The sequence below is a fragment of the Rhodococcus sp. (in: high G+C Gram-positive bacteria) genome, from assembly GCF_049591685.1.
Taxonomy (GTDB): Bacteria; Actinomycetota; Actinomycetes; order Mycobacteriales; family Mycobacteriaceae; genus Rhodococcoides.
Genome location: NZ_JBAWFH010000421.1, coordinates 1 through 8533, shown reverse-complemented (window position 1 = coordinate 8533; position 8533 = coordinate 1). Strand labels below are relative to the sequence as shown.

The following is an 8533-nucleotide window of genomic DNA, read 5'->3' as shown; positions in this document are numbered from 1 at the left end:
TGTTCACTCCCGTTCCCCGCGACAACTCCGTCTCCGGCATTCGCCGACGCCGAGTCCTCGGACTCGGCGTACTGGCAATCGCCCTCGCCGCCGCCATCCTCGCCAGCATTGCCATCGGCGCACGCCCACTGACGTTCGACGAGATCGGGCATGCCCTGTTCGCAGCGTCGGGCACCGATACCGACATCATCGTTCGCACGCTACGAGTCCCGCGCACACTGTTGGCGCTCGTCGTCGGCATCGCCCTCGGTATAGCGGGCGCACTCATTCAGGGACACACCCGCAATCCCCTCGCCGACGCGGGCCTACTCGGGCTCAATGCGGGCGCGGCCTTCCTGGTCGTCCTCGGCATCTATCTGTTTCGCTTCACCTCGCCCAGTCAGTACCTGTGGTTCGCATTCGCCGGGTCCGCGCTGGCCAGCATCGTCGTGTTCGGATTGTCGTCCATCGGCAACGGTCGAGCCAACCCACTCAACCTTGCTCTCGCCGGCGCCGCGGTGGCATTCTTTCTCACCGCGATGACCAACGCGGTCGTCCTCCTCGACCAGACCAGCCTCGACGGATATCGGTTCTGGTCGGTCGGTTCGGTCGCCGGGCGTGGGCTCGATGTGCTGTGGCAGGTACTGCCGTTCCTCGTCATCGGAGTGCTCATCGCATTGGCCAGCACCCCGGGTCTCAACGTGATGAGCCTCGGTGAGGACGTCGCACGATCTCTCGGAACCAACATTGCCCTCTCCCGGACGATCGGCATCCTGGCCATCACCCTGTTGACCGGCGCGGCGACCGCCGCCTGCGGTCCGATTGCGTTCATCGGCCTCGTCGTTCCCCACGTAGCCCGCGTCGTCACCGGCCCGGACTACCGGTGGCTGGTTCCCTATGCGGGCCTGATGGGCGGCGTCATGTTGATGATCGCCGACGTGATCGGCCGCGTCGTCGTCCGCCCGGGCGAACTGCAGGTCGGAATCGTTCTCGCCCTCTTCGGCGCGCCCTTCTTCATCGCGCTGGTCCGTCGTCGGAAGTTGGCAAGCCTGTGACCGTGCACACCGGGCCCGCCGTGCCCGCACCCGAGGCCGGGCCGAAGTCGGTCCCGTCCCGCCCCGCATTCCGGGTAGGGCCGGTCTCGTTCGTCAGGCGCCCCTTCATGGTGCTCACCACCCTGATCATGGTCGCCGCACTGTTCCTCGTGGTCTGCATCAACATCGGTCGCGGAGACTTCCCGCTGTCCATTCCTCAGGTCGTCGACGTGCTCTTCGGCGGCGGGTCCCGCATCGATCGCTTCATCGTGATGGACCTCCGACTCCCCCGATCGCTCACCGGTCTGCTGGTCGGCATGGCCCTCGGAATGTCCGGGGCAGTCACCCAATCGATCTCGCGCAACGCGCTGGCAAGTCCGGACATCCTTGGCATCACGGCCGGAGCCAGCGCCGCCGCGGTAGCACTCATAGTTCTCGGCGGGGGGACCTTCGCCGGTGTACTCGCCACCGTCGGTCTTCCGATCGCGGCGCTCATCGGCGGTGTTGCCACTGCCGTGGTCATCTACGCGCTCGCCTGGAAACGCGGCGTCGAGGGCTTCCGGCTCATTCTCGTCGGTATCGCCATCAACGCCATGCTCACCGCCGCGATCGGTTGGCTGCTCATCAGCGCAGACATCAACGACGTGTCCCGTGCCCAGTTGTGGCTCAACGGCTCGCTCAACGGTGCCGACTGGTCCACGGTGTGGCCGGTACTGTTCGCGATCGTCGTCGTCGGCGGCATCACCGTCGCCTCCACGTTCACTCTCGGCGCGCTCCGACTGGGCGACGACAATGCGCGCTCGTTGGGAGTGCGACTACAGCACGGTCAGGCATCGCTGTTGCTCGCCTCGGTGGCGCTCGCGGCCATCGCAACCGCGGCCGCAGGCCCGATCGGCTTCGTCGCTCTCGCTGCGCCCCAGATCGCACTCCGCCTCCTGCGTACGCCCGGCCCACCTATCATCGCCTCCGCCGTCATGGGCGGCTTGCTCGTCGTGGGCAGCGACCTCATCGCACGCACGATCCTCCCCGTCGAGCTACCGGTGGGAATCGTGACGTCCACACTCGGCGGCCCGTTCCTGCTGTACCTGCTCGTTCGCAGTAACCGAAAGGTCTCCGCATGACCGCCATTCATCCGTCACGTCTCGTCGCGCACAATCTGACCCTCGGGTACGGCGATCGAACCATCATCGAGAATCTCGACCTCCAGGTGCACACTGGAGTCATCACCACAGTGATCGGACCGAACGGCTGCGGCAAGAGCACGCTGCTGCGTTCGCTCGGCCGCCTGTTGAAGCCCAAGCACGGCAAGGTCGTCCTCGACGGCAAAGCCATCTCGGGGATGCGAACGAAGGATGTCGCGCGAGTTCTCGGCATGCTCCCCCAAGCGCCGACGGCTCCCGAAGGCCTGACCGTCGGCGATCTGGTGTCGCGTGGCCGGCACCCACATCAGTCGTGGATCCGGCAGTGGAGCTCCGACGACGAGTCGGAAGTGGCCAACGCGCTCGAGCTGACCGGCGTCGGCGACCTAGCGGATCGTCCCGTCGACGAGCTGTCGGGTGGACAACGCCAGCGCGCATGGATTTCGATGGCCCTGGCACAGGGCACGGACATTCTTCTTCTCGACGAGCCGACAACGTACCTCGATCTGGCGCACTCGATGGAGGTGCTCGATCTCGTCGACAGATTGCACGAAGAACTCGGTCGTACCGTGGTCATGGTCCTCCACGATCTCAACCTCGCCGTGCGCTACAGCGACCAGCTGATCGTCATGTCCCAGGGCAAGATCGTCGGATCGGGCCGCCCGCAGGACATCATCTCGGAGGAACTGCTGCTCGACGTGTTCGGACTCGAAGCCAGAGTCATCGACGATCCCGTCTCGGATCGCCCGTTGATCGTTCCGATCGGCACTCGCCACGTGTATGGATCCGTCGGCGGCCCGGCTCGTCCCGTCCTCGCCGACGTGTCTGTGACGGGCACCGAGAACTAGCGTTCGATCATCGTCCGAACCAGGCGGACGCCCTGGCCCACGGACACGTCCGGCAGATACGCCCGTCCCACCGCGTTGCCGATGCTCGGCAGGGCCGCGGGGTCTGCGAACGTCATGTGCATGGGCTCGTAGCGGGGTTGGAACTTCGATTTGAATGCGAGCAACGACCGGAAGCCGTAGACGGGCTCGAGTGTTCGACCCAGAACGTCGAGCAACCGCTCGAGCACCAGCGAGAACGTAACTTCGGCGGCGGCAATATCGGCGTCCGACGGCTCCGACGCCGATCCGCCGGCCGACCGACGATCCTCGTCCACCTTGGCGAGCGGCGCACCCGAGAGGCTGAGGAAGCGAACTCCCTCCTCCTGAAGGAGAAGTGCTGCGGAAGCGATCAGAAATTCCATGGCCGGCCTGAAGCCCTCGGAGCGGCGGCGCATGAAATCGAGCGTCCAGCCCACGACGACGCCATTCTCGTACACAGGCATCCACGACGTCACGCCGTGCACCGTCCGGTTCTCGTCCACCGCGATCAGACAGCGGACGTGCGCATCGTCGACCTCCTCGAGACCGCCCAGGGTGAACCCCATCTCGGGCATCCCCTTGTCCGCAACCCATTCCTCGGAGATCGCCGTGATCTGATCCGTGATGGCGAGAGGCGCATCGGGAAAGCGCACCCACTCGGCGGCGATGCCTGCCTTCTTCGCACGATTGAGCGCCGTGCGGACATCTTGGAAACGTTTGCCGGTGAACGCAAGGTCCGCGAGATCGAGGACGGTCTCCTCCCCCACTTGAATTCCGCCCCACCCGATGTCGTCTGTGATGCGCCGGACAGCGGGTGTCACCGAATAGAAGCATGGGATCCAGCCGTTCGACGACGCGAACTCCGCGAAGCCGATCACGTTGTCCCTGAGCCGGTTTGACGGCCCGACCGGGTCCCCCGTTGTCAGCGCGACGCCGGAGATCACGCGGTAGGCGACGAAACCGTCACCTCCCGGCGCGAACCAGTACGTGTTTCCCTTCCACGTGGTCATCCATGACAGCGCACTTCCGCCGGTCGACATCAGGACCTCGCGTGCACGCGTGCGGACATCGGCATCTGCGCCCGCCGTCGTGGTCGAGAAGGTGCCGAAGAGCAGCAAACACAGTGCCACCCAGAACACGACACCCGTCCACTCGAACAGCAGTGTGGTGAACACGCTGTCCGGAAGGAGCGCAGGTTCTGTCCACTGCAGATACACCGGGGGAATCAGTCGCTGGGGAAAGTCGGCTAGCAGAGTGGCAGCGCCCGGACGACTGTCGAAACCGTTGCGACCGATCAGACCGCCCAGCACGTACACGGCAGCGAGACCGACGCCGACACCCAGCGCGGACAGGCCGAAACGGCGGTACGTCCCTCGCGGCGCAGACACGTCGAAGTATCTGCGCGTCCGCACGAGTACGACGAGCACTGCCAGCGGCAGCAGAAACGGCACGATCGTCCGGTACGCGGTCGGCGTCTGCAAGCCGTAGAACACGGAGTCGTCGTCGCCTGCGTCGAGGAATCTGATGGCGTAGTTGGCCACCGACAAGAGCAGCAACACGACCTGTGCGGCGACGGTGGCGATCCAGGCGAATCGCCGACCCCGCCGCAATCCGTCGGCCAGGAACAGAAGAAACACCGAGGGCATCAGCGAGAGAATGGTCGGTCCGACTCCGCCGAGACGTAGTTCGAGTAGCCCAGTTCTGCAATCGGGGCCCGTCGGCGAGGCCGCGCAGATTTCTCGTACTTCGTCTGCGGTGTACGGAACACCGCTGATCACGTCGCGCAACACGGCGAAGGGTCCTACGGCGTCGGGCCGCAGGGCAGCGAGCACGGGGCCGAGCGCAGTCGCCGCGACGATCAGCGCCACCAGAACGCGACCTTCGCGCCGGGTGCCTGCGAGCCTCGTGCCGCGCGCGGAACGGCCGATCAGCAACGGTCCCAGCGCCAACCCCACGACACCCGCTGCAAACCGCACCACATCTTCGAGATGCCCGCCGAAGAGCGCCAGGGTGATCAGGAGGGCGAACAGTCCCACCCGGACGCGACGTCGCCACAGCGTGTCCATTCGGGAACTCGCGACCATGACGACGCCGACGATCCAGGTCGTCGGCCCGACCGCTGTACCGAGGTGCAGTCGAAACCCCCAGTCGGCGTCGAACATGCGCACGAGGGCAGCCACGGCGAGACCGAGGAGACCACCCAAGACCTGCGTTGCAAGAGCGGCCACGGCGAATTTGCGGGACCCAATCCTCCGTTCGATGGGTGCCGCTGCGAGAAACAGAGCAACCACGAAGACCAGGTATCCCACCCATCCGGGCGCAACAAGGCCGGCTGTGATCACCGTCCAGAGTCGGAGTTCTTCGAACGGCACGACGCCGACCGCGAGGTCGTGATGCAGAAATCTCGCCCCGATGACGAGTCCGAGTACGCCGAGAATCGTGACCACAACGAACAAGCCCAGACTGACCGGGGCGCCCTTGACCCCGAACACCACCAGTGCTCGCAGGCGAGCGAGCTGTCGAGTGGACTTCTGCGCGAGCGCCCGGCTCGAAGTACGGCGCCTGTCCAACCAGGTTGGTTCCGACTGCTCGGCAGCGATGATCTCCGGGGCGGTGTCGTTCACGCGATCATTCCCACTCTCTGCATCAACCAGGGCAGTTGCTGCCTCAGTCCTTCCGACCAGACGGCGAAACTGTGTCCGCCCGGTACTTCCAGGTAGCGCACGGTCATTCCGGCCGCCTGCGCTGCCGCGAACATCGCCTGTTGCCCAGGCTGGTAATCGTTGTCGTCCGCGCCGACCACGAACGCGCCGGCCGATTCCGGGTACTGCCTGGACTTCAACAGGTCCATCGGATTGACGGCGGTGAAGGCCGCATCGTCGCCACCGAACGCTTCGGACACCGTGCGATCACGGTCACCGAGAGTGGGTTCGATCTGACCGGACAGGTCGAGGAAATTCGGGTAGATGTCCGGGTGATTGGTCGCCAATTGGATCGAGCACGTGCCGCCGTACGACAGGCCCCCGATGATCCAGCTGCGGTGATCACTGTTCACCTGCAGCGTCGAGTCGATCCATCGAGGCACGTCTTGTGAAAGGTAGGTGTCGACGTTGCCGAGGGTGGAATCGACACACAGCGGGTTGGCGAGCGCTGATCCGGTACCGTCGGCGACGACCACCACGGGGGCGAGTCCATGGTGTTCACCAGCGAAGCGGTCCATGGTGTCGACGAGCATTCCCCCGTTCAACCAATCCTCGGGCGCCCCCGGCTGACCGGCTAGTAGGACGAGTACCGGGAGTAGTGGTCGAGGGTCGGCGAAATAGGCGGGCGGTAGATACACCTGAGCCGGGCGGGCCTGAAAGTTCGACGCGGTCGGAGGAATCGACACCGACGTCACCTTGCCGCCGGTCGGCATGGATGCCGGAGCATTCCACGCTGCTTCGAGCGGATCGCCGGTGACGACATCGCTCGTGCGCCCGGGAATGTCGGCGAGGTCGATGCGGTCGGCGTCTTCGACGCCCACCAGCGTTCCCACCGTCGGATACGCCGAGAAGACGAGATTGACCTGCGCTGCTGCGGCGACGATCACCAGCAGCCCCGCGACGATCGAGACTGCCCTGCCGAACAATCCTGTCGCGGCAAGCATCCGCGGCACCACGAGTAGTAACGCTGCGATACCGACGCCGACCCAGACGTAGATCATCGGCTCGATCGGGTCCGGGAACGGTCGCCAGACTTTCTCGACGACGAAATACAGTGCGCACGTCACAGCCGCGGCGGTAAGGAGCGACAGGGGAAGAGCGCGCGCAGCGTACCAGCGGGCACGACAGACCAGCAGCCACAACACGCCGGCGACGCCCAACAGCGCAGTGACGAGCGACGTCGTCTCGCTCGTGAGCGAGAGTGAGGTGACCGCGTTCACCGGACGCCTCGAAAGCCACAGCATGTTGGCATGAGTGCAGGATAGGCACCTCGGAACCCGAACTACGTGAGCGTGGCCGAATCGAGTCCGGGGACTTTATGACGAATCCCACAACGAACAGGACATTCGTACTACTGCGAGTAGTACGCATTTGTGTCGGAGTACCAGTAGAATCGTCGAAATGGCAGGTCTAGGCGAACTCGAACGTGCAGTGATGGATCACTTGTGGGATTCATCGGAACCGCAGACCGTTCGGCAGGTGCACGAGTCGCTCGCCGCTCACCGCGAACTGGCCTACACGACCGTGATGACCGTTCTCCAGCGGCTCGCGAAGAAGAAGCTCGTTGTCCAGCAGCGTGACGATCGGGCGCATCGGTACGTTCCGTTGAACGGGAGAGACGAACTGGTCGCCAGCCTGATGGTGGACGCTCTCGCTCAGGCACCCGAGTCCGGCGGTCGGGCTGCTGCGCTCGTTCACTTCGTGGGTCGGGTCGGGGCAGACGAAGCTGCGGCCCTCCGCGAAGCTCTCGCAGCCCTCGAGGTGGCACAATCGGACGGGCGTTCCCCCGACCCCGTCGAGAATCGACAACCGGAATGACCCCTGCCCTCGGTTAGTGAGGAAATGATCTCCACCACCGCGCTGGTATTCGCGATACTTGCCCTGTTGTTGACCGGGCCGGTTCCTGCGTTCCTGAGCCGTGCGACGTGGCCGTACCGCGCCCCGAGAGCCGCGTTGGTGCTGTGGCAGGCAATCGCTGTGGCAGCGGTATTCTCCGCGTTCAGCTCGGGCTTGGCGATCGGCGGTCTGCTTCTGGTTCCCGGCCCCGACGGCCGACCCACCACCTCGCCGACCGACGAGATCGATGCATTGGGTCTTCCGCTCTGGCTGTTCTACGTGATAGTTCTCGCGATCACCCTGAGCATCGGAGCGAAGCTGATGTTCTCCGTCGTTCAGGTCGCCGTCCGCACACGTCGCAGACGCGCCCGCCACCGAATCCTCGTCGACCTGCTCGACCGCAGTAGTGACAGCGGTCGACCGTTTCCTGGCATTCGCGACGCCGACGTACGGGTCCTCGACACCGTCGAACCCATCGCGTACTGCCTCCCAGGATTGCGGCAGCGAGTGGTGCTGAGCGAAGGCGCGCTCACCAACCTGGACAGCTCCGAGATCAAAGCGATCCTCAGTCACGAGCGATCGCACCTCAGATCGCGTCACGACCTCGTGCTCGAGGCGTTCACTGCAGTCAACGAAGCCTTCCCGCGCATCGTCCGTAGCAAGTCCGCCCTGGGCAGCGTTCACCTGCTCGTCGAACTCCTCGCCGACGATTCGGCCGTCAAAGTCACCGGGCCGACTCCCCTTGCTCGCGCGCTGGTCACCTGCGCCGGCTCCACCGCGCCTCGCGGTGCGCTTGCTGCAGGTGGGCCCAGCACACTCATCCGCGTCAAACGTCTTGCCGGGCCACGAAGTGACGTGCGCACCAGCGTCGCGGCCTACGCCACTGCCGCCGTGATACTCGTTGGGCCCACCATTTTCGTCGCGATGCCCTGGCTCGTCGAGCTCAGCCGCCTGTTCGGCTTGCATTAGGCACGTCG

7 protein-coding genes are annotated in these 8533 nt (G+C 65.1%); 5 read left to right on the top strand and 2 right to left on the bottom strand.

The features are described from left to right. The 3 genes from WBQ44_RS17910 to WBQ44_RS17900 all read left to right on the top strand — a co-directional run. A partial coding sequence (locus WBQ44_RS17910; protein WP_495568019.1) for a FecCD family ABC transporter permease occupies positions 1 to 1034 on the top strand: 1034 nt, incomplete at its 5' end. A 2-nt stretch (positions 1035 to 1036) separates the two neighbouring features. Further along, positions 1037 to 2134, top strand: coding sequence for a FecCD family ABC transporter permease (locus WBQ44_RS17905; RefSeq protein ID WP_495568021.1), 1098 nt, complete (start codon positions 1037 to 1039; stop codon positions 2132 to 2134). After that, positions 2131 to 3000, top strand: coding sequence for an ABC transporter ATP-binding protein (locus tag WBQ44_RS17900; RefSeq protein ID WP_495568018.1), 870 nt, complete (start codon positions 2131 to 2133; stop codon positions 2998 to 3000). Before WBQ44_RS17905 ends, WBQ44_RS17900 begins: the two co-directional genes overlap by 4 nt. Here the strand turns inward: WBQ44_RS17900 and WBQ44_RS17895 are convergent. After that, positions 2997 to 5525, bottom strand: coding sequence for a rhomboid family intramembrane serine protease (locus tag WBQ44_RS17895; protein ID WP_495568020.1), 2529 nt, complete (start codon positions 5523 to 5525; stop codon positions 2997 to 2999). The two genes, WBQ44_RS17900 and WBQ44_RS17895, sit on opposite strands and share 4 nt — an antisense overlap. A 113-nt stretch (positions 5526 to 5638) precedes the next feature. Beyond that, on the bottom strand, positions 5639 to 6964 hold the full coding sequence (locus WBQ44_RS17890; protein ID WP_495568017.1) for an alpha/beta hydrolase: 1326 nt from the start codon (positions 6962 to 6964) through the stop codon (positions 5639 to 5641). Between the two features lie 157 nt (positions 6965 to 7121). Here WBQ44_RS17890 and WBQ44_RS17885 point away from each other — a divergent pair, with 157 nt between their 5' ends. Beyond that, positions 7122 to 7538, top strand: coding sequence for a BlaI/MecI/CopY family transcriptional regulator (locus tag WBQ44_RS17885; protein WP_495568016.1), 417 nt, complete (start codon positions 7122 to 7124; stop codon positions 7536 to 7538). Between the two features lie 24 nt (positions 7539 to 7562). Continuing rightward, positions 7563 to 8525 (top strand): M56 family metallopeptidase, encoded by a 963-nt coding sequence (locus tag WBQ44_RS17880; RefSeq protein ID WP_495568015.1) that lies wholly within the window; start codon positions 7563 to 7565, stop codon positions 8523 to 8525. Positions 8526 to 8533: the final 8 nt, after the last annotated feature.

Excerpts from the sequence above, each read along its gene's own strand:
- WBQ44_RS17880 (WP_495568015.1), top strand. The coding sequence starts at position 7,563 with ATGATCTCCACCACCGCGCTGGTATTCGCGATACTTGCCCTGTTGTTG.
- WBQ44_RS17890 (WP_495568017.1), bottom strand. The coding sequence starts at position 6,964 with ATGCTGTGGCTTTCGAGGCGTCCGGTGAACGCGGTCACCTCACTCTCG.
- WBQ44_RS17900 (WP_495568018.1), top strand. The coding sequence starts at position 2,131 with ATGACCGCCATTCATCCGTCACGTCTCGTCGCGCACAATCTGACCCTC.
- WBQ44_RS17885 (WP_495568016.1), top strand. The coding sequence starts at position 7,122 with ATGGCAGGTCTAGGCGAACTCGAACGTGCAGTGATGGATCACTTGTGG.